Source organism: Sphingomonas echinoides ATCC 14820, from assembly GCF_000241465.1.
GTDB classification, from domain to species: Bacteria; Pseudomonadota; Alphaproteobacteria; order Sphingomonadales; family Sphingomonadaceae; genus Sphingomonas; species Sphingomonas echinoides.
On record NZ_JH584236.1, the window covers coordinates 171,605 to 190,055 of the forward strand.

The window sequence follows — 18,451 nt, forward strand, 5'->3', positions numbered from 1 at the left end:
CGTCGGTGCCGCGCTCGGGGTCAAGGCGGACGATGGCGAACCCGCGCTGCCTTTCACCGCCGATGGCCGTGACGTGGCGACCTCGGGCGCAGGCGATGACACCGGAGACGGGCTGGGTGCCAGCACCGCGCCGGTCGACGAGAGGGTCTGACCGGCATCGGGCGGCGCTGACGCGTCGCCCGTATCGCCACCTCGACGGGGATCGCTTCATCGCCGAAGCGGTCCCTGTTGCCGTTAGTGCCTGTTGCAGCCGCGCGGTCCGTGGTGTACGGATTGTCTTCCGTTTTACGGAAGATACGGATTCCCATGTAACAGAAAGATGGCCGTTACAACATTGGCAGGACCAGATGAGGGTCCCATCCTGGAGGGACGCAGGGCTTAATCGATCCCCGGCCGCGTAACGAAAGATGAGGGAAACCATGACCCCTACAATCGAAAAGGCCAGATCGACCGACGTGTCGAAGCGGTTCGGCTTCTATTACGACGAGGCGATGACGCATCCGATCGCGATCGAGCGCAACGGCGCTGCCCGCGTGGTCATGCTACCCGCCTCCGAGTTCGAACGCTTGTCCCGCCTCGATCACCTCGCGCTCTCGCCGCAGGAGTTGAGCGATGAAGCCATCCACGCCATCAGGACCGCGACGCCCAGCGCCGGGTCCGTCCAAAACGATCAGTACGTCGATTGAACCGCAAGCCGGTGACCTGATCTGGTATTTCTACCTCTGGCGGCATGAACATAACCGGGGCGACGAGGACGGCTCGAAACTCCGCCCCTGCATGGTGGTTGGCAGCTATCGCTCAGCCGGAAGGCTCCGTGTCCTGATGGTGCCACTGACGACGCGCGATTATTCACCGGCTGCATCCGTCCCTCTGCCGCCGCGATTCATTGAGGCCTTCGGCCTCGATGACCGATCACGCATCGTGTGGGACGACGTGAACGATTTCGCATGGGTCGGACCCGACGTTCGCGCCGGTAACGACGGTAGCACCATCATCGCCGAGGTGCCGAGCCGCATCGTACAACGTGTCGCGGCGCTGATCGTCGAGCATCGGATCACCCCCACCCGGCGAACCGAGTAGGCGATCGATCCTCGCCAACCCGAAGGACGACGCCCGCAGACGCCGCCCGATTCGCTGACCGCACGGATAGATCATCACAATCGGCGATGATCTCGCAGCCGGGCGGCGCGTAAAGCCGTCGCTGTCCTGCCAGCGGGTATCGGCAGGCGTTTAACCCCGATGGCGATGAGGACGCCCAGGTCCGATGCGGTTGCCGGCGATCGCCCTGGCGAGGGTCGGCCGTCGGGCGACCTTGCGGCATCCGGTCTCCTTGCCGGTGCGTCGTCGCCCGGGCGCGGCCGTCCTTGTCGAGCTTCGGAGCGGCACCACGTCGGTCAGCGAGCGACGCTGGCGGCACGCCTGCCTTCGCGCCGGGTCGTTCGGGGGTACGGGTCAGGCGACCGACATGAGCGGTTCACGAGGTTTGTCCATGGCAATGCCTGCGGGAACCTTGGGCTGATCGACGGCCCATCCGCCGTTTCGTGTCACCTGCGCCGCGCCCCGGGGCCTCGCAACCCCTTTGGCAGGGCCGTGTTGCCGCGCTTCGCGCGGCTGCCCGCACCACCCCTGCAAAAGGGGTTCCCCTCCGGTCGACCAGGCCCGCCGCCTGCGCGCCGGCCCAGCTCGCCCTCCGGTGCGACGCCCCGAACCGCGACGCCCTTCAGGTGACACCGGCGGACGGACCGCCGACCAACCCAAGGAGGCAATGCCATGAACAACGTGAACCTCGTCGGCCGCCTGACCCGCACCCCCGAACTGCGCGAAGTCAATCGCGCCACCAGCGTCGCGACCATCTTCGTGGCGACCGATCGCCCGAAGCTCAACAAGGACGGCCACACCTACAAAGGCGACGACGGCTTCACCGTCAAGGAGACCGAATACCACAAGGTCACCTGCTTCAACGGCCTCGCCAAGGCGATCGCCGGCAACCGCAAGAAGGGCGACCTCATCGCCATCGAGGGACGCCTGCACTACACCCGCTGGCAGGACAGCGACGGCAACGACCGCTACGGCTGCGAGATCATCGCCGATCGCGCCGAGTTCTACTGACCGGCCAGCGAACCGGGCGGCGCCTGCGGGCGTCGCCCTTCGCGCATGCTTCATCATCGCCCGCGCAGGACGCCTCGCCCACGGTGCTTCGCACCGCGGCCTTGCGCCAGCGCGCGCTCACCTGAAAGGTCCGGCACCATGACCGTCCAGCGCGACATGTTCGACGGCGACCCGTTCGCGCCCGAGCCGATACCTGCGGCACCGGACCCGGTCGCTCGGGTCGACGAGCCGGCACCCGCCGGCGGCGACCACGACGGCAATGCCGTCGCGCTCGCCCCGCTGGCGGTGCCGTGCGGCTTCCGCAACCGTCGCAATGAACCCTGCCGGCGTCTCGCCGAGCGACCCATCCTGATGAACGGCCAGCCCTTCGTCCATCGTGGTCACCAGCTGCTCCAGTGTCCGCGTTCCTGCTGGCTAGACGATGACAGCGCGGTCGAGCCGGAAATCACCGACCCGCACGGCGATGACGCCGATGCCAACCGCGACCCGGATGATCCGGGAATCCAGGAAATGCCGGATTATGATATCGGGGATGACGGCGGTCAGTATGATTGGGACTGATCCTGCTGTGCTGCTGTGCCTGCTGTGCCTGCTGTGATGGCTGCGAGAGCGTCGTAGGAGAGCAGGGCGGGGCGTCCCGCCTTGTGGGCGGGACCGGGCTCTATTCGGCCCTGGCGGGCCTCACGGAGCCCCCTGGCGGGGTCTCCGCCCTGCGGGTGACGATCCCTATGCCGGCGCCGGGCGTCCTGCGCGCGGGCGACGGCAGCTGGTTCGCCCTCTCGGGCTCACTGGCGCTGCCTCTACGGCGCTGCGCCGTGCCGGCGCATCACCGCCGCCCGTGCTCGGTCCGACCCGGCGTGCCCACCACAACATAATATTTTCTCTCTCTGTGATGAGGAAGTCTGGCATGCGGGGTTGGCGGGCCGTCAAGGACGCGCGGTCCCCCCAATTTTCACGCACCCTTCCGTCTCCGCTTCGCTCCGCCTCCAGGGCACGAGAAAATCGGCTCCCCCGCGCGCGAGCGTTAACCGGGGTCCGCGACCCTGCGGGCCGCGGCTTCCCGGTTAACGTCCCTGACCGCCCTGACCGCCGCATGCCGGATGAGATTCCTCACCGAGAGAAGGTGAGATTTTCAACTCATGGAGGCTATCATGACCAAGTACAGCAACTTCAACGACATGGGCCGCGCGATCAACGAGCGCCGCGCCGACGAGCACACCACCGAGACCTATCAGGGGGCGTTCATCGAGGCGAGCGAGATGGCGAAGCTTTCCATCGTCAGCGAAGCCGAGAAGCTGGACATGCCCGACCCGGAGCAGGCCGCACACGCCGTCGAGCAGATGCTGGCGACGATGTTCGACGTGTTCCGCGACACTCGCATGGAGGAGTTCGCCGCCGACCTCGCATGGGGCTTCGTCAACAGCTTCCACATGGTGGCCAAGCGCATCGAGGGCCGTGAGGATGACGCCGCCAAGAAACTTGGCGACCTGGTGCGCAGCTACGACCCCTCGGAGATCTACGCGGTGGAGCTCGAAGAGACCCAGCTGCTCTGCCAGACCCTCGAGAATTGCGCCGAGGCGATGCGCTGCATGCGGGACCACGCCGGGAACGTGTATCGCGTCGAGACCGGACGGCCCTTCTCGACCGTCCGCGGCAGCAGGGTGTCGTCCAAGCTGACCGCCTCGATGATCGACGGTGCCGACTATCTGGCGGCACGCGCGGCAAAGCGTCGGGACGAGCACAACCCGAGCGGCCCGATTGTCGCCTTCTCGGGCGGCATGGAATGGCACGACCACGAGCAGCTCTTCGAACGCCTCGACCAGATCAAGCGTCGCATCCCGTCGATGGTCCTGATGACCACCGCCATGAACAAGGGTGCCGACGCCATCGCAGCGTCGTGGGCGGCCTCGCGCGAGGTCAAGCTGGTGCGCATGTTCCTCGACAAGCGCCACGGCAACCGGGGCGGGTTCCTCCGCAACGACCGCATCGCCTCGCTGCGTCCCGTCGAAGCGATCGTCTGCGAAGGATCGGGCGTCCAGATCGACTTCGCTCGCAAGTTGCGTACCGCCGGCGTACCGCTCCACGTCTTCCGCAAGGACGGACAGGCACCGGTGCAGCCGAGCCAGCGCAGCCGCCGCGCTTGACGCACCCACGGAAGGGCTCCGGGCAACCGGAGTCCTTCCCCTTTTTTACGTCGCCCTGGGCGGCGCTCCGGGGCATCGAGCCCCATCGCGCCGCGTGGGACTGACCTATCGGTCGATCACGCCACGTTGCCCGCTCGGCACGGCTCGCTCGCGGCAGGGCAATGCCGTCGCATTGCCACTGCCAGCTACGCCTCGCCGGTGCCGGGGTCGATACCGACACCCGTCGCATCGCCTCGCTCGCTTTGCGGTCATCGCTGAATGCGATGACCAGCGCGCTACGCCTCGGCCGATACGACTGGCGATCGTCGTTGAACACCAATCGGCACGCCTCGCTTGCTTCACGGCGATCCCTTCGGATCGCCGGTTCGCTACGCATCGCCGTGCCGATCGCGTTGGCTTATCGACCGCGCCGTCTCGCTCGCATCGCGGCCACGCCTGCGCGTGTCACGCTCGCTACGCATCGACCGGCGCGGTTCAACCGGCGTCACGCTTGCGGCATCAGCACGGCTCGCTGGCGGGCGCGGCGATGCCGTCGCATCGCCTGCACTGCCGCTGCGCATCGCGCCGTGCCGATCGCACCCATTGATCGGCCACGCCGTCTCGCTCGCATCGCGGCCACGCCTGCGCATGTCGCGCTCGCTACGCATCGACCGGCGCGTCTCACCCGGCATGTCGCTTGCCGCATCGGCACGGCTCGCTGGCGGGCGCGGCGATGCCGTCGCATCGCCTGCGCTGCCGCTGCGCATCGCACCGTGCCGATGCCATCGCGCAGGAGCTGACCGGCACGGCTCGCTCGCTTCACGGCGATCCCTTCGGATCGCCGGTTCGCTACGCATCGCGGTGGCGATCGCGCTAGCTTATCGACCGCGCCCGTCTCGCTCGCATCGCGGCCACGCCTCCGCGTGTCGCGCTCGCTACGCATCGACCGGCGCGGTCCGACCGAAGCCCGGCTCGCTCGCGGTGCCGCAATGCCTGCGCATTGCGAGCACCAGCTACGCATCGCTCGGGCACCCGGTCCTGCGGACCGACCCCGTGGCAGGATGATCGACCATGCCGATCCTGACGGATCGGAAGGGGGAGGGGAACCGGAGATGATGGTTCCAATGGGAGACAGACCATGTCGATCACCTTCTTCCTCAGCGTCGATCGCAAAGCCGACGCCGCGCCCGCCGTCATCACCGCCCGCCAGCTTGCCGCGTTCCGCGCCTTCGCCCGCGAACGTGGCCAGCTGCTCGAAGACGAGGATGATGACCCGCTCGTGTCGTGCTCGTTCGAAGCTCGCGTCTGCCCCTGGTCGCTCGCGTCGATCTGCGCGATCTTCGATCACGATGTGGGTGTCATCGCCGTGGTCGAGGAAGCCCAGTTCCGTGGCCTCAACGTGCGCTTCTGGCACGATGACGCGACCCGCACGATCACGATGCGCGTCGCCAGCACCCCGGACGGCGCAGCGGAGATCAATCTCGCGAACGGCAACGCCTTCCACGTCCTCGACGCGCTACGACTTTCGGACGATAATTGCGGCAGCATGCCCATCGGGCAACTACGCGAAACACTCGGCCAGCCCTATGTTCGCCGCGACCTTGGTCGCCTCGATGGTCGTTACCTCGAACGCTTCGACACCCTCGCTGCTCAGGCCGACACCAGTGAAGGGATACGCATGGTCTGGGGATAGCCTCCCTCCAGTCGCCATCGCGTCGGGGAGCATCGGGCTTCGCCTCGATGCTCCCCATTCTTATGCCTGAATGGACCGAAGCTTCGCCAACTCGGCCCAAGCATTGAAAAGGGGAGCGCCTAACGGCAGCTCCCCTTCTATTTGCATGATGGGCTTGAGCCCGCTTTCGCGCTGACCCGCTTACGCGGTCAGGCGCTTCACGGTCTCGGCGATCCCGAGTTTCTTGATCGCTCCAATGATCGCGCTGAACTGGGCAGGATCGGCCTTCATCAACCCCGACCGTTCCACCTCCTTCAGCAGCTCCGAACGCTCACGATCGGCCAGTTGCTTGCGGCGTTCGTTGAGCCGCTGTTCGTCCGCCTCAAGCTGTGCCCGTTCCTGCTCGATACTCCGTGCCATATGACCTGCCTTTTCTGATCGTGGATCGGCCTCCATTTCCCACGATGCCAGCACCGCTCCACCGGCACAATAGCGACACTCATAATCGCTCGCTGGTCCGGCTTTACCGGACCAGCATGAGGCGACGGACACTGCCCTTCGGCCAGGTCCGTCGTGGGGCGGGATTGCTCCGCCCAATACCCTTCGGTCCAGTCCGGTGGTCGCCTGCCTGCGGCGCTTACTCTCCCGGAACCCAGTCCAATGATCGGACATCCAGCCATGATGCCACCACCACCGCGACAGTCCCTAAGGATTTGCACACCGTACGCGGCACGCCGCAGGTTAAGTGTCTGTAATTTCCGGTGTTTGCAGGGGCAAACATGTTTGCCCCTGCAAACGCCTTGGTGGTTCTCCCCTAAGCGCTTGAGAACGCGCGAAAATCCCTGTTTGCAGAGTGAATGCGTTTTCACTCTATACCTCGGGACCAGGCTGTAGTATTTTCCACTCTCCGAAAACCCCACCAGCCACTTTCAAGTGGGTGGTGAATGTCTAACTCGACGATAGCCTTCAGACTTTCGTCTGAAGAGATTGCGGCACTTGATCGTGTAGCCGCGAAACGGTCGTGCTCCCGGTCTGAGGCCGCGCGCACTGCGCTTATGTTCGGTATCCGTTTCGCTGAGGCCGAGCATACTTTCAACATCACCCGTGCGGTCCTCGTTCTCGAGTACATGCAGGCGGCGATCGACGTGATTATCACACGCGATCACGGCGACGTCGTACCCCAGCTTCGCGAAGCCGCGAAGGAGCGCCTGGCGACGTTCCATGCGTAGCGGCGACATCCGGTTCAACGGTCAGGCGGCGACCGTAAAGCACCATTCCGCGCGGGGGCGAATCACCCGCAACTCGGGCAATTTCACCCGCGGTTCGCAGCTTCTCGCCAGTCAGTACAAGATGACCTGGGCGGGCCTCCAGGTGCCCATCTGGATATGGCTGGGGACGTTCATCGTCCTGTTCAATATCTTCGTCTGGCTGGGCCTCGCCGAGCATGAGTTCCAGCTCGACCTGATGAAGCTCTATTCCGCCATCTGGACGTGGGTCGGCGGGGACAAATTCCACCTCATCAACCTGACCTTGCGAAACGGCATCGTGACCAAGGTTCCGATCGGCTACGTCCCCTACGAACCCCATGTCGTTCATGCCTGGGCGAAGACGGTCAAGATCTTCCTGACGACACTCGTCATGTCGGCCTTCATCGCAGCACCGATCATCATGTGGTTCATCATGTGGGCAAACAAGCGCGGCAGCGACATGCTCCAGGAACGCCACAACCGCGGCGCCCTGTTGGTCGAGCGTGACGTGCTCGTCAAAACTGTCAGCGGCCACAACCGGCGCAAGTTCCGCACCGAGTGCGCCGAACACGATCCGCCGTACGTCCCCGAACTCGTCGCCAAGGCTCCGATCCTCGATCGGATCGACCGGGGCATCCACGTTCCATACACGATCGCCGGCATCCCCTATCCGTGGCGGCTCGAACAGAGCCATACCATGCTCATCGGCACCACCGGCACCGGCAAGACGACCCAGCTGCGCAGCCACGTCTCGCAGCTTCGCGCGCGCGGTCATCGCGCGGTCATCTTTGACCTGACCGGCGTGTTCGTGGAGACGTTCTACAACCCAGAAACCGACGTCATTCTCAACCCTATGGACGAGCGTTGCGCGCCGTGGACGCTGTTCGACGAATGCCGCAACTATGCCGACTTCGTTTCGGCCGCATCGGCCCTCATTCCCTCGCATCACGACGACAAGGAACCGTTCTGGCAGAACGCCGCGCGGATGCTCTTCATCGAGATGTGCCTGAAGCTTCAAGAGATGGGTGAGGCGAACAACGCCGCGATCGCGCACCACCTGATGCAGGCCGATCTGAAGTCGATCAACGCCAAGCTCGATGACACCATCGCCGCCCCGCTGACGACCGAGAAAGCCGCCCGCATGGCGGAATCGATCCGCTCGGTTCTGAACGTCAACGGACAGGCGCTACGCTTCATGCCGGACCCTGTCCCGGGCGGCCCGCCCGCCTTCTCGATCCGCGACTGGATCGCGACCGACAATCGCGACGGCTCGATCATGTTCATCACCGGCTCGTACAACGACCTCGAGATGACCCGCGGTCTGTTCACGCTGTGGATCGATCTGGCCGTCAACAACCTCATGCGCCTGCCCAAGACCCGTGACCTGCGGACCTGGTATCTGTTTGACGAAGTCCATGCGCTTCACGCGCTTCCTGGTATCGAGCATGGCCTCCAGTCGGCCCGCAACTTCGGCGGTGCGTTCGTCCTTGGGATCCACTCGTTCGACAAGCTGGTCGCGACCTATGGCTTGCAGAACGCGACCGCGCTCACCGGACTTGCGCGCACCAAGCTGATCCTCGCCACCGCCGATCGAACCACAGCCGAAAAGTGCTCCGAGTTCATCGGCAGCCGCGAGGTCCGCCAGATGGATGAGGCCTACAGCTACGGCTACAACAACACCCGCGACGCCTCGACCCTCACGCCTCGCACGGCGATCGAGCCGCTGGTCATCCCCGACGACATCAACAACCTGCCGTCGCTCCACGGCTTCGTGAAGTTTCCCGATGGATTTCCTGCTGCGCGGATCGAACTCAAATACCGCTCCTATGCCGAGGTCGCGCCGGGGGCGGTGCCCCGCAAGAACTTCAAGCCTACCGAATACGTCTCGCCGGAAGACCGGCGTCGTCAGAACACCCGGAACAATGGCGCGGATGAGGGGGGTGAGGGTGGCCGCGAGCATACCCCCACACGGCCTGTGGGGGGCGTGGAGGCGAAGGAAAGGCAAGAGCCGGACCTGACCGCCTCGCAGCCCGAGAAGCCGCGTAGCGAGGCTGAAAAGGCGGCTGCGGCGATGGAGGTCACCGGGTCGCTGCCGGTGGTGATCGATCAGATAACCGGCAAGGGCGTCGCCAGCAGCCCGACCGGCGTCGATGCCGTCCGCGCGTCGGATGCCGCAACGAGGGTCGGGGGCGAACCTTCCAAGCCTGTGACGGGAGGTTCATCCAGTCTGGATGCCCAACTCGGCGGCATGGGCATGTCCCCGATCGAGAACCGTGCGGGTCCGCAGAGCGGGGTGGATCCGACGCGCGGCGAGGCGTCACGCCATGCCCCGGAAAGCCGGTCCGATCGCGGTGATGCCGATCGCCACGAGGACCAGGCGACCCGCGAATTGCGCGATGGGTTTGCGACGCAGCGCGACCCCGATCACCACCATCGTCATCACGGCCCGGATCATTCGCCGGAGATCGATGACGACATGGACATGGGGATGTAGCCGATGCTGTCGGTCGCTTCCGTCAAGTCCGCCTCCGGCGCGGCGCAGTATTTCGCCAAGGACGATTACTACACCGCCGAGCATTCGTCCGAGGCGACCGCCTGGGGCGGGGTGGGCGCGGCCGACCTTGGCCTCAAGGGCGAGGTGACCAAGGAAGACTTCGAGAAGATCCTCAACGGCGAGATGCCCGATGGCGAAAAGGTCGGGCAGGTCGAGGGTCGCAGGCTCGGTGTCGACCTGACCTTCTCGATGCCGAAGTCCGCCAGCGTAATGGCCTATGTCGCTTGCGACACCCGTGTCCTCACCGCGCATATGAACGCCGTAAAGGCGACGATGGGATGGGTCGAGAAGACCTTCGCCGAAGGCCGCACCTACGATCAGTCCAGGTCAGGGGATGCGGTGCGAACCGGCAACCTCGTCTATGCGCTGTTCCAGCACGACACGAGCCGCGCTCTCGATCCGCAGGGCCACATCCACGTCCTTATCGCCAACATGACCAAGATGGCGAACGGGGCATGGCAGGCGCTCCACAACCAGCAGCTCTGGAAGAACAACACCACGATCGGCGCGGCCTATCACGCCCAGTTTCGCGCCGAGCTGGCAAAGATCGGCTACGAAACAAGCGTCACCGGCAAGCACGGCCAGTTCGAGATCGCCGGCGTGCCTAAGGAGGTGATCGACACCTTCAGCCAGCGGCGCGCCGATATCCTGGCGAAAGCCGGCGAGCTCGGTGTCACCTCCGCCGAGGCGTTGCGCAAGGTGACCAACAATACCCGCGACGCCAAGCTGAACGTCGAGGATCGCGATGCCCTGCGCCAGGAATGGCGTGACCGGGCGGCCGCGCTCGGATTCGACGGCAAGGCACTGGTCGATGCCGCGCGCGAGCGTGCTGGCGCCAGCGGCCTCGATGCCCAGCCACGACCGATGGAGCGCCTCGGTGACGTCCTGGCCAATCTCCGCGAAAGCCTGGGCGAGTTATTCCGACCCGCCGATCCGCTCGTCGCCAGCGGCCTCGACCGGCTGCGCATCGCGCCGGTGGATCTGCGCGCCCAGCACGCCGTCGCCTCCGCGATCCGCATCCATGCCCAACGCGAAGCCGCGTTCGCGGTGCCGGACATCACCAGGACCGCGCTCGACCTCGGGCTGAAGGGTGTCACCGCCGCGCATGTCGACGCGCGCGTCTCCGAGCTCATCCGCAACGAGAAGCTGATTCCGGGCAAGGATGACCGGATCGACAGCGTCGTCACCCATGTCACGACGCCCGAGGCGCTCGCGACGGAGCGCGGCATCCTTGCAGAGATCGAGCGCGGCAAGGGGGAGGGGCGGGTGATCGTCTCCGCCGACACCGTTATCGAGCGGATCAACGCCGCATCGGGCGACAAGGAACTCAATGCAGGGCAGATGGCGGCCGCGACGATGGCGCTCACTTCCGCCGATCGCATCGTCGCGGTCCAGGGCGTCTCGGGCGCCGGCAAGTCGACCATGCTGGCGAGCGTCGCGCGCAATGTCGAGCAGGAAGGCGGCAAGGTGGTCGGTCTCGCGCTCATGAAGGCGACCGCCGATCGTCTCGGCGCCGAAGCCGGCATCGAGAGCCGCACCGTGTCCTCGTTCGTCCACAGCTATGCCCGCCACGCGCTCGCTGGGAAGGGCGCGGGCTATGACGGCGCGCGAGACGCGCTCGCCGGCACCACGCTCATCCTCGACGAAGCCTCGATGGTCGGCTCGGAGCAGATGAAGCACCTGGTCGGCATCGCCAATGCGCTCGGCGTCGATCGCTTCCTGATGATCGGCGATCGCCAGCAGATCACCGCGGTCGACGCCGGCAAGGCGTTCGCGCTCGCGCAGGCCGGCGGGATCACGCTGGCGCGGATGGACGAGAATCTGCGCCAGCGCACCGAGCAGCTGCGCACCGTCGCCGCGCTGACCAACCGCGGCGAGGTGCGCGAGGCGATGGCGATGCTCGGCGACAAGGTCACCGCCAACCCCGAGCATGTGAAGGCCGCGGCCGAACACTGGCTGGGCCTAACCCCCGAACAGCGCGAGACCACCGCGATGTTCTCGTCGGGCCGCGTCGCGCGCGCAGAGCTCAACGTGCGCATCCAGGACGGCCTCGCCGCGGAGGGCACGTTGAAAGGGGACGGCGTCGTCACCCCGGTCCTCGACAAGGTCAACGTCACGCGCGAGGAACTCCGCTACGCGCATACCTATAAGCCCGGCCAGGTGATCGACCTGCGCCATGCCATGCGCGAGCTCGGCCTCAGCCCCGGCACCTATGACGTGCTCGGCGTCGACGCGAAGGGGCGCGTTCAGGTCCAGATCGGCAACCGGGTACGGACCTTCGATCCGCAGAAGATATCGCCGGTCGACAAGACCGACGCGATGCAGCTCGCCCAGCGCGAGCAGATCAAGCTGCATGAGGGCGACAAGATCCGCTGGACCCAGAACGACAAGGACCGCGGCCTCAACAACAACGATATCGCCCGCGTCGTCTCGGCCGACCCGTCGGGGATCAAGGTGGAGGCGAGCGACGGCACCCTCCACGAGCTGAAGGCGGGCGATCCGATGATGGAGCGGATCAGCCTCGCCTACGCGCTCAACATGCACGCGGCGCAGGGCATCACCACCGACACCGCGATCGCGGTGATGAGCCACAGGGAATCGAACCTCTCCAACCAGCGGCTGTTCAACGTCACCGTCACGCGCGTCCGCGACGACATCCAGCTGTTCACCGACGACCGCGAGAAGCTGACCGCCGCGATCGAGCGCAACGAGGGCAACAAGACCTCGGCGCTCGAGACCACCGGCGCGCTGTCGATCGACCCCGATCGCGGCGCTGCCGGCGCAGCCACGAAAGCCGGCGCGGGCGAGACGTTCAACCCTTCGCTGCCGCCCGACCTCGATCGCGGACCGGAGAAAGTCGGAGGCGAGCCGAGCGCAGATACAGCCCGCCCCTCGACCGGCGGCAAGATCGACATCCGTACCGATCCCTCGCTCGACCTCTCCCGGTTCAGCGTCCCGGTCGAGCCCAAAGGGCCTGAACTTCCCTACCCCGAAAAGGACATCGGACTGGAGCTATGAGCATGACCACATCACCACCGACCTGGGACCAGGTGATCGCCACCAAGCACTGGCACGCCTGCGACCTCGACACTCATACGCTCACGCAATGCAGCCAGCTCGCGCGGCGCGACGATGCGCTCGACTGGGGCGGCGAAACGCTTGCGATGGCCGCGATTTTCGGCCTGACCTACGTCTTACTCCTGCCGCTCACCCGCGCGCTGCGTGCCCTCCGGGTCCGGTCCGAGCCAGCACGATGAGCCTCGCCGACCGCGACTATATGCACGGGCCTCCCCGCATCGGTCGGACCTCGCGGCTCGACACGCCGCCCTGCGACGCGATCGAGGGAACGGCCGAGTATGGCCATCAGGCCCGCAGGAAGCCCGTGGAGCCACGGTCAACCGCACCACGCATGATCGTCCCGCTGACGCGCCGGTTGCGTCAGGCGGGACTCCTGGCGGCCGCGGTGGCGGCTTTCACCTTCGCCTGGGCGGTCGGATGCGGAATCGTCAGCGCGTCGCTTCACACCGATGGTGGAATTTTCGTTCCGCCCGCAACCCAAGGTACGCCCGGTGGACGGTAGTTTCCCTTTTCGCTTCCGGCGCCAACCCGAGCCGACGCACGCGACCCTCACGATCGCCGAAACCGCGGATCTGACGGAAGCGGCGCTTGAAGCGGTCCGCGCCGGTGACGGGGGCCGGCTCGCGGTATTCGGCGATGGCGACGCGATCGCCGAACTCGCCGACCAGGTCCGCGACCAGCTGATCGACCCCGCGCGCGGCAACTGGGACTTCTTCGCAGACCATCCGAGCGACTATGCACGCTCGTCCGCGATCGAAGCGTTCCTTCCCGACGATCCTGACGTTTGCTCGGGCTACACCTGCGCTTCGCGCTATGTGCTGCTCCGCGCGATCCAGCATGCCGGCGATGAACCTGGTGCGACCCTTTCGGCCGTCCGCGATCTGATACGGGATCTCCCGCCGGAAGCCGTCGCAGAGGCGGCGGGACACGATTCTGGAAACGGTCACGCCCTGCGTTGGGGAATGACCGTGCTGGCCGGCGTGCGACGAGCGACCCACGCTTTCGCCGACCACGACCGGCTGATGCCCAGGATCTCCATCGCGCGCTGGCTGGCAGGATCGGCGTCGACCATCCTGTTCGTACGACGCGAACCTGGACTGACTTCGAGCGAGGTTGTCGCCGTCGAGGCCTCGCTGCGCGATCACGCGATGCTGTCCAGAATGGACGTGTTTCCCCTGGCTCTCCCCTCGCAGTCGATGGAGGTGGTCGATGGGCATCGATGATCGCGACTATATGCGCGATCGCTACCGCAAGCGGCAGGGGCTCGATCCCGGTGCGACGCAATGGAACGATCGCAAGGCACGGGTCGAGCTGAACCGCTTCGGGTTCAGGAAATCGGTGCCGCTGGGGAGCGCGAGCTGGATATCTGGCGGATCGAAAGGGTCGTGGTTCGAAGCCAGGAACAGGGGCCACGATTATCAGCGCGGTCGATGGCGGCCCCGCCCGCGCTTCACGCCGGCCCCTTACTGGCAGGCGCTGGGCGTCGGTGTTGCCATCGCACTGGTCCTTGCGGCCTGGGCCGGGCAGGGCCAGATCAAGCGCGCAACCTCCAGCCTGTTCGCGTCAATCGTGGGGACGAACACCGGTTTTCCGGAATCGGGAACGGTCGCCGTCTCCTCCAGCGTCGACCTGCGAACCGTCAGAAGCCACCTGACCATTCAGGGTGCGGCAGACAATAGCATCGTCCAGCTGCTCGATCCGGCGACGGCGAAGAACCGGCTGTCGGTCTATGTCCGCGCCTTCGAGCGTGTCACCGTGCCAGCCCCGCTCGGCCAATATCGCGTCCGCTTCATCCACGGCCGCGAATGGGCAGATTCTCGGACCTTCTTCGGCAAGGGCACGCTGCACGACGAGGTTGCCGGCGTGATGCTGTTCACGCGACGGGTCGGGCACACGCTCGATCTTCGTCTGGGGGCCGACAGCAATCTCGTGGTCCGGCGCATCGCCGCCAAACCGGCCTCGATCCAGTGACACTGTCCTTCATCCACGCGCGGGGATTTCGCATCGCACCGCCAGGACCGGCCCCCGCGCGCCGGCACGGCGATCAACCGGGACAGGAGACATGAGCAACTGGGATTTCGAGGAAATGGGCGAGTTCGGCTCGGATGCCGACGCAGACCGCTGGGCGAAGCGCAACAACATCGCCCCGCAGGATGTCCGCATTCGCCGCAAGGGGGACGGGGTTGAGCTGGAGGTCCGGCGCTCGGCGCTGGGCGACAGCAGCGCCCGCCACGATGACCGTCGCGACGGCCGACGCAACGGTTTCTTCTGAAAACGGCCAGGGAAGGAGTACACACGATGAAACTGAAGATGATCGCCGCGCTGGGGCTTGCCGCCCTCTCCGTGGCCTTGCCGTCGGCCGCCAGCGCGCAGTCGTCGGCGCCGGTCCTGCTCGCGATGGCGAGCTTCGCCGGAAGTCATGCCGGCACCGATGCCGCGCGCGAGGTCGAGGCGAAGAAGGCGCGCTATCGCGCGCACGCGCTTCACAACGGCAAATGCAAGGACTGCGCGGACTGTCCCGACTGCAAGGACTGTGACGAAGCCGCGAAGAAAGTTGCGGCGGACGAGGAGCGTGCCGGGATCTGCGATCCCGCAGCGCATGCGAAGAAGGCGGGCGCCGGTGCTTGATCGCACCCGCATGCTCGTCGTGACGGCCGCGCTCGCGGCCGTCACACCTTCAATGGCCCACGCCCAGAAGCTGGGGCAGGGCGGCACCGGCGTCGACGAGACGACCGCCGTGCCGCAATGCCAGGTGCCGCTCGGCGTTGCCGCGCTGGTTGAGGAGAAGGCCGCCAACCCGGCCGATGGCCTGTCGCCGCAACTGCAGGCGCTCATGCGCATGGCGGAGATGCAGAACGGCGGTTCGACCGCGCGCGTCGACGCGCTGCCACTGGTCAAGCTGATGATCGCGCGATCCAATTGCTTCCGCGTCGCCGATCGCGGCGAGGCGTTCAGCGCGCTCGAACGCGAACGCGCGATCAATGGCGGGACTGCCACAACCCGGCCTGTCACCAAGGCGGATTATCTGATCGAGGTGAAGGTGGTCTATTCCGACGCCAAGTCGCGTGAGAGCGGGGGCGGGGTCGGCGGTGTGTTCGGCGGGGCGGTCGGGCTCAAGTCGAAGACACTCGAAAGCCAGGTGCTGATGACGCTGGTCGACGTGAACACCGGCATCCAGGAAGCGGTCGCCAGCGGGTCGGCGCGCAAGAAGGATATCGGCGTCGTGGGCGGTGGGCTGTTGCTCGGCCTTGGCGTGGGTGCGCTCGGTGGAAGCTACGCCTCGACCGACATCGGCAAGATCACCACGCTGGCGACGCTCGATGCGTTCCGCAAGCTGATCGAGGATGCACGGCCACGGCTCGAGGCGAGGCTGGTGCCGGCCAAGCCGCCCGCAATGGTGCCTCCCGCCTCCGCGCCGCTACCGGCGCAGGCGGTTCAACCGCTGCCGCAGCCAAATCCGGGAACGCCGAAACGATGATCCGCAAGAAATCGACCCGCGCGGCCGAGATCGCATTTGCCGACGAAGTGATGGCGTCCGACGAGTTCGCGGCTCTCCCCGAGCGCGTGCGATCGACGGTGCGGAACCATCGCCAGGGGATGCGGGGCGAGCGCGAGACCGCCTATATGCTCGATCACCAATTCGGGCCTGACAACGACCGCAACCTGCTTATCCACGATCTGCGCCTGCCGGACGGGCAGGGCGGGTTCGCGCAGTTCGATCATATCCTGCTGTCGCGGGCGTCGCGCACCGCCTCGATCTTCGAATCCAAGAACTACTCTGGCCGGATCTCGAAGAACGAGCATGGCGAATGGATGGTCTGGTATCGCTCGCAACGTCAGCCGCAGAACATCCCCAATCCGGTCGAACAGGCCAAACGACAACGCAAGGTGCTGCAGGCGTGGCTGAAGCGAAAAGGGCATGACAGGGCGTTCGCGGAGGTCGGCGTATTCGTGTCCGTTCCGCCCACCGCGATGATCGACCGTTCCAAAATCGGCAGCGACGAGCCGATCTACAAATGCGACAACCTTTACAAAGCCTGGGTGCCGTTCGGCGGGTCATCGCCCCTGGGACGAATGTTTTCGACCGGCGTCACCGCCGCGCAGATGGTCGAGATCGCCGACCAGCTCATCGCCGACCATGTCCAGGAGGGCGATATCTATACCCGCCTCGGCATCGTTCCTGACAGCACGGACGCCGCCGATACGTCTCATACCGGCGACCCGTCTGGGCCGATCAACATGCCCATCGTCCAGGCCGCGTCTGTGCCGGAATTGCCGCCGTACGTCGAGGCAGAGCCTGTCACTGTTCATCCGGCGCAAAGTCCCTCCACATCGGTAGCGGTTGAATGCACCGTTTTGGAGGTATCGCCCCCTGCCAAGGCGGTTCCCGTCAAGGCGGGCGCACCTATCGAGGTATGCGCCGGGATCGTCGAGCGGACACTGCCAGATGGCCGCATCGCTTTCAGGGCCGCGCGCGACGATGAGATCGGCAGGGAGGTTCTTTCCGCGTTGTGCAAGGGCAAGGCGATCTGGAACCCGAGATTCTCCAACTGGATCTGCGTGCCCGACGTCGCCGACGTGATCCGGGCTGCACTTCCCGATGCGATCAGGGTCGGCCACGTCGCATGAATATGATCAGCCTGCCCCGGCCCGAATGCCCGTATTGCCATGAGGCGATGCGCCGCTGGCCGCTGGGGCAGCACATGCTGGTCTGCGACACCTGCCGCCGTCCGATCGTGCGCTACCTCGCTGCGCCCTCGCGTCGGATCTTTCGGCTGCGCCCGCTCTACAGCGTCATCAACGCCATCGCGCTGTTCATTCTGGTCGCGACCTTTCTCGCCATCGTGATCGCCCGCGCCGACATCCGGCATATCATGCTGGCCGTCGCGATCCCCATCGCGATGTTCGGCGCGAGCGATATCGGCGATGGCTGGCTGTCCTGGCGTACCTCGCTCGATCGAGGGTGGAACCACCTTCGCAAGGGTCGCAAGGCGCGGCTGATCGGGCTGGCACGCGCAGCGTTCGGCATCGCCGGCTGTGCTGTCGCCATCTTCGGGCTACTTGCCTACGGCGACATGACCACTCCACGAAAACCGCTTGCCCATCAGGCTGGTCGGCCATGATTCCCTTCTGCCTGATCCTGGGCGACAGCACCGCGGTCGGCACGGCGCAGGCATTGGCAGCACAGGGCATACGCTGCGAGGTTCATGCGCGCGTGGGTGCCGGTTCGGCCGAGATCGAGCGGCGGGTGAGGGGCGCTTCGGCCGCCACCGTCGCCCTCATCGCACTCGGGTCGAACGATGCCGCCAGTCCGGCGCTCCCAACCAACCTTCTTGCGCTCAGGCGGCGAACCACCGCCGTCAAGGTGGCCTGGCTTGCCCCCTACGACCTGCGCGCGTCATCCATTGTCACGTCGATCGCGGCACGTTTCGGCGACACCGTCATCCCGCTGCGGGCGCAACCGAGCCGGGATGGCATCCATCCGGTCAGCTATCGCCCCGTCGCCAAGTCGCTGCGGTGGGGGGCGGTCGCCCCCTTCAGAGCCGGCGTAGCGCCGGCGCCGATCGCGCGCGCGACCGTGCTGGTGATGAGCAGCCCACTCGGGTCGTGATCGCCATCTTCATGCCGCGAGCATCGGTCGCCGGAACCGAACGGCTCGACTCAATCC

General features: G+C 66.0%; 20 protein-coding genes. 18 read left to right on the top strand and 2 right to left on the bottom strand.

Annotated features, from left to right (window positions below):
* Positions 1 to 419: 419 nt before the first annotated feature.
* The 5 genes from ON00_RS19205 to ON00_RS19225 all read left to right on the top strand — a co-directional run bounded on the left by ON00_RS19205 (position 420) and on the right by ON00_RS19225 (position 4,253).
* Positions 420 to 686: a type II toxin-antitoxin system Phd/YefM family antitoxin gene (locus tag ON00_RS19205; protein ID WP_010409116.1), complete on the top strand. Its 267-nt coding sequence runs from the start codon at positions 420 to 422 to the stop codon at positions 684 to 686.
* A 136-nt stretch (positions 687 to 822) separates the two neighbouring features.
* Positions 823 to 1,080, top strand: a complete 258-nt coding sequence (locus ON00_RS19210) for a hypothetical protein (protein ID WP_010409119.1) — start codon at positions 823 to 825, stop codon at positions 1,078 to 1,080.
* Positions 1,081 to 1,770: 690 nt separating this feature from the next.
* On the top strand, positions 1,771 to 2,109 hold the full coding sequence (locus tag ON00_RS19215) for a single-stranded DNA-binding protein (RefSeq protein ID WP_010409121.1): 339 nt from the start codon (positions 1,771 to 1,773) through the stop codon (positions 2,107 to 2,109).
* Between the two features lie 138 nt (positions 2,110 to 2,247).
* Positions 2,248 to 2,670 (top strand): hypothetical protein, encoded by a 423-nt coding sequence (locus ON00_RS19220; RefSeq protein ID WP_010409122.1) that lies wholly within the window; start codon positions 2,248 to 2,250, stop codon positions 2,668 to 2,670.
* 590 nt (positions 2,671 to 3,260) lie between these two features.
* Positions 3,261 to 4,253: an SLOG family protein gene (locus ON00_RS19225; RefSeq protein ID WP_037494485.1), complete on the top strand. Its 993-nt coding sequence runs from the start codon at positions 3,261 to 3,263 to the stop codon at positions 4,251 to 4,253.
* A 368-nt stretch (positions 4,254 to 4,621) separates the two neighbouring features.
* On the opposite strand, the gene ON00_RS19230 is transcribed toward ON00_RS19225, so the two are convergent.
* Positions 4,622 to 4,999, bottom strand: a complete 378-nt coding sequence (locus ON00_RS19230) for a hypothetical protein (protein ID WP_010409127.1) — start codon at positions 4,997 to 4,999, stop codon at positions 4,622 to 4,624.
* A 371-nt stretch (positions 5,000 to 5,370) separates the two neighbouring features.
* Here ON00_RS19230 and ON00_RS19235 point away from each other — a divergent pair, with 371 nt between their 5' ends.
* Positions 5,371 to 5,925: a hypothetical protein gene (locus ON00_RS19235; protein ID WP_010409130.1), complete on the top strand. Its 555-nt coding sequence runs from the start codon at positions 5,371 to 5,373 to the stop codon at positions 5,923 to 5,925.
* Positions 5,926 to 6,105: 180 nt separating this feature from the next.
* Here the strand turns inward: ON00_RS19235 and ON00_RS19240 are convergent, their stop codons facing one another.
* Positions 6,106 to 6,324, bottom strand: coding sequence for a hypothetical protein (locus ON00_RS19240; protein WP_010409132.1), 219 nt, complete (start codon positions 6,322 to 6,324; stop codon positions 6,106 to 6,108).
* A 635-nt stretch (positions 6,325 to 6,959) separates the two neighbouring features.
* On the opposite strand from ON00_RS19240, the gene ON00_RS20805 reads away from it, so the two are divergent.
* The 12 genes from ON00_RS20805 (at position 6,960) to ON00_RS19295 (ending at position 18,394) form a co-directional block, all read left to right on the top strand.
* Positions 6,960 to 7,133 carry a hypothetical protein gene (locus ON00_RS20805; protein WP_154651477.1) on the top strand — a complete coding sequence of 58 codons (174 nt, stop codon included), beginning with the start codon at positions 6,960 to 6,962 and terminating at the stop codon, positions 7,131 to 7,133.
* Complete coding sequence (locus ON00_RS19245) at positions 7,126 to 9,645, top strand: type IV secretion system DNA-binding domain-containing protein (protein WP_010409134.1); 2,520 nt, start codon at positions 7,126 to 7,128, stop codon at positions 9,643 to 9,645. The genes ON00_RS20805 and ON00_RS19245 overlap by 8 nt, the downstream gene beginning before the upstream one ends.
* A gap of 3 nt (positions 9,646 to 9,648) precedes the next feature.
* Positions 9,649 to 12,723: a MobF family relaxase gene (gene mobF / locus ON00_RS19250; protein ID WP_010409137.1), complete on the top strand. Its 3,075-nt coding sequence runs from the start codon at positions 9,649 to 9,651 to the stop codon at positions 12,721 to 12,723.
* A 2-nt stretch (positions 12,724 to 12,725) separates the two neighbouring features.
* Complete coding sequence (locus ON00_RS19255) at positions 12,726 to 12,962, top strand: hypothetical protein (protein ID WP_033967468.1); 237 nt, start codon at positions 12,726 to 12,728, stop codon at positions 12,960 to 12,962.
* Between the two features lie 312 nt (positions 12,963 to 13,274).
* The gene (locus ON00_RS19260; RefSeq protein ID WP_010409143.1) at positions 13,275 to 14,006 is read left to right on the top strand and encodes a hypothetical protein; all 732 of its coding nucleotides are present in this window, start codon (positions 13,275 to 13,277) and stop codon (positions 14,004 to 14,006) included.
* The gene (locus tag ON00_RS19265) at positions 13,993 to 14,754 is read left to right on the top strand and encodes a hypothetical protein (RefSeq protein ID WP_010409145.1); all 762 of its coding nucleotides are present in this window, start codon (positions 13,993 to 13,995) and stop codon (positions 14,752 to 14,754) included. The genes ON00_RS19260 and ON00_RS19265 overlap by 14 nt, the downstream gene beginning before the upstream one ends.
* A gap of 91 nt (positions 14,755 to 14,845) precedes the next feature.
* On the top strand, positions 14,846 to 15,055 hold the full coding sequence (locus ON00_RS19270) for a hypothetical protein (RefSeq protein ID WP_010409146.1): 210 nt from the start codon (positions 14,846 to 14,848) through the stop codon (positions 15,053 to 15,055).
* Between the two features lie 26 nt (positions 15,056 to 15,081).
* Complete coding sequence (locus tag ON00_RS19275) at positions 15,082 to 15,411, top strand: hypothetical protein (protein WP_010409148.1); 330 nt, start codon at positions 15,082 to 15,084, stop codon at positions 15,409 to 15,411.
* A complete protein-coding gene (locus tag ON00_RS19280; protein WP_010409149.1) occupies positions 15,404 to 16,261 on the top strand; it encodes a CsgG/HfaB family protein in 858 nt (285 codons plus the stop codon). Before ON00_RS19275 ends, ON00_RS19280 begins: the two co-directional genes overlap by 8 nt.
* A complete protein-coding gene (locus tag ON00_RS19285; RefSeq protein WP_010409151.1) occupies positions 16,258 to 17,412 on the top strand; it encodes a nuclease-related domain-containing protein in 1,155 nt (384 codons plus the stop codon). The genes ON00_RS19280 and ON00_RS19285 overlap by 4 nt, the downstream gene beginning before the upstream one ends.
* A complete protein-coding gene (locus ON00_RS19290) occupies positions 17,409 to 17,906 on the top strand; it encodes a hypothetical protein (protein WP_010409153.1) in 498 nt (165 codons plus the stop codon). Before ON00_RS19285 ends, ON00_RS19290 begins: the two co-directional genes overlap by 4 nt.
* A complete protein-coding gene (locus ON00_RS19295; protein WP_010409155.1) occupies positions 17,903 to 18,394 on the top strand; it encodes an SGNH/GDSL hydrolase family protein in 492 nt (163 codons plus the stop codon). The genes ON00_RS19290 and ON00_RS19295 overlap by 4 nt, the downstream gene beginning before the upstream one ends.
* The last annotated feature ends 57 nt before the right edge of the window (positions 18,395 to 18,451 follow it).